The sequence below is a fragment of the Streptomyces sp. NPDC042336 genome (assembly GCF_055581985.1).
Genome location: NZ_JBVJEA010000095.1, coordinates 1 through 1,759, shown reverse-complemented (window position 1 = coordinate 1,759; position 1,759 = coordinate 1). Strand labels below are relative to the sequence as shown.

The 1,759-nt window shown below is 67.3% G+C and carries 1 protein-coding gene; it reads left to right on the top strand.

Annotated features, from left to right (window positions below; all coding sequences use genetic code 11):
- Window positions 1-58 precede the first annotated feature (58 nt).
- Entirely contained in the window at window positions 59-1,741 is a 1,683-nt protein-coding gene (locus ACZ6IM_RS42555; protein ID WP_469564626.1) for an ISAzo13 family transposase, read from the top strand.
- Window positions 1,742-1,759 lie beyond the last annotated feature (18 nt).

The window sequence follows — 1,759 nt, the reverse complement described above, 5'->3', positions numbered from 1 at the left end:
CTTAGGGCTTGCCGGGAAACAAGTCGTGGCTTCCATCTGTGGGGCTCGTTGGTCTGGTATGGGGAGACCGGAGGGGATCGAGGCCGTTCTGGCGGCGAAGTTCCAGGTGTTGTTGCCACATCTGGACGAGCGTCAGCGTCGGCTGGCCATAGGGGCGGAAGCACTGTCGCTGGGGCATGGCGGCATCAGGATCGTCGCTGCTGCAGCCGGGGTCCGGGAGGCCACGGTCTCGCGTGGGGCGGCTGAACTGGAGTCCGGCCAGGCCCCGTTGGGGCGAGTGCGCCATCCCGGCGGAGGGCGGAAGAAGGCGGACGAGCTGGACTCTGGGCTGCGGCCGGCACTGCTGGCGCTGGTCGAGCCCGACGAGCGGGGCGACCCGATGTCGCCGCTGCGCTGGACGACGAAGTCGACCCGGAAGCTGGCGGCGGAGCTCACCCGCCAGGGGCACCGGGTCTCCGCCGACACCGTCGCCGGCCTGCTGCGGGAGGAAGGCTTCAGTCTGCAGGCCAACGCCAAGACCATCGAAGGTGCCCAGCACCCCGACAGGGACGCCCAGTTCCGTTACCTCAACGAGCAGGCACGAGACCACAGGGACGCCGGTGACCCGGTGATCAGCGTGGACAGCAAGAAGAAGGAACTGATCGGCGACTATAGGAACGCCGGGCACGAATGGCAGCCCGCAGGACAGCCCGTGAGGGTCAAGACCCACGACTTCCCCGGGCAGGCCGCCAAGGCGATTCCCTACGGAATCTACGACATGACGGCGAACACTGGCTGGGTCAGCATCGGCACCGATCACGACACTGCGGCGTTCGCCGTCGCCTCGATCCGCCGCTGGTGGCAGGCGGTCGGCCAACACGACTACCCCGGCGCCCGCCGGCTGCTGATCACCGCAGACGGTGGCGGCTCCAACGGCTACCGCACCCGGGGCTGGAAAACCCAGCTCGCCGACCTCGCCGCCGAGACCGGCCTTGAGATCACGGTGTGTCACCTGCCGCCCGGCACCTCGAAGTGGAACAAGATCGAGCACCGACTGTTCTCCCACATCACCATGAACTGGCGAGGCAGGCCCCTGACCAGCCACGAAGTCATGCTCCAGACCATCGCCGCAACCACCAGCCGCACCGGCCTCACCGTCCAGGCCGAACTCGACAGCGGTGAGTACCCCACCGGCATCCGCATCAGTGACGACGAGATCGCCGCCCTGCCCATCACCCGCCACCGCTTCCACGGCGACTGGAACTACACCCTCCGCCCCCAGCGCCCGAAGGACACGACGACCACCACCAGCACACAGGATGAGGTCCTGGCGGACGGACCGGCCCGCCTCACGCAGCGTTCGCTACAGGACCCGGAACTGACCGGGATGACCCGCCAGCAGCTCAACGAACTCATCGACGTGCTGACTCCGGCGATGGAGATTCAACGCGAGCAAGTGCTCCGCACCCGCAGAGGCCACGAACGCCAGGTTGCCCCTGGCGCAGGCGCCAAGCCCAAGCTCACCTCAGCCGACCGGGTCCTCGCCACCGTGCTCCACCTGCGAAAACTCGCGACCATGGACCTCCTGGGCCAGCTCTTCAACACCACCGCCATGACCATCAGCCGCGCAGCGAAAGACGTCCGCCCGCTCCTGGAAGCCCACGGAGTTCACATCCCCGCCTCGACCGCCCGCTTCCGCACACCGACTGACATCGCGAGATACCTCGACCTCGACAGAAACAAGATCAAATCGACGTGTTGATTCCCGGCAGGCCCTTAG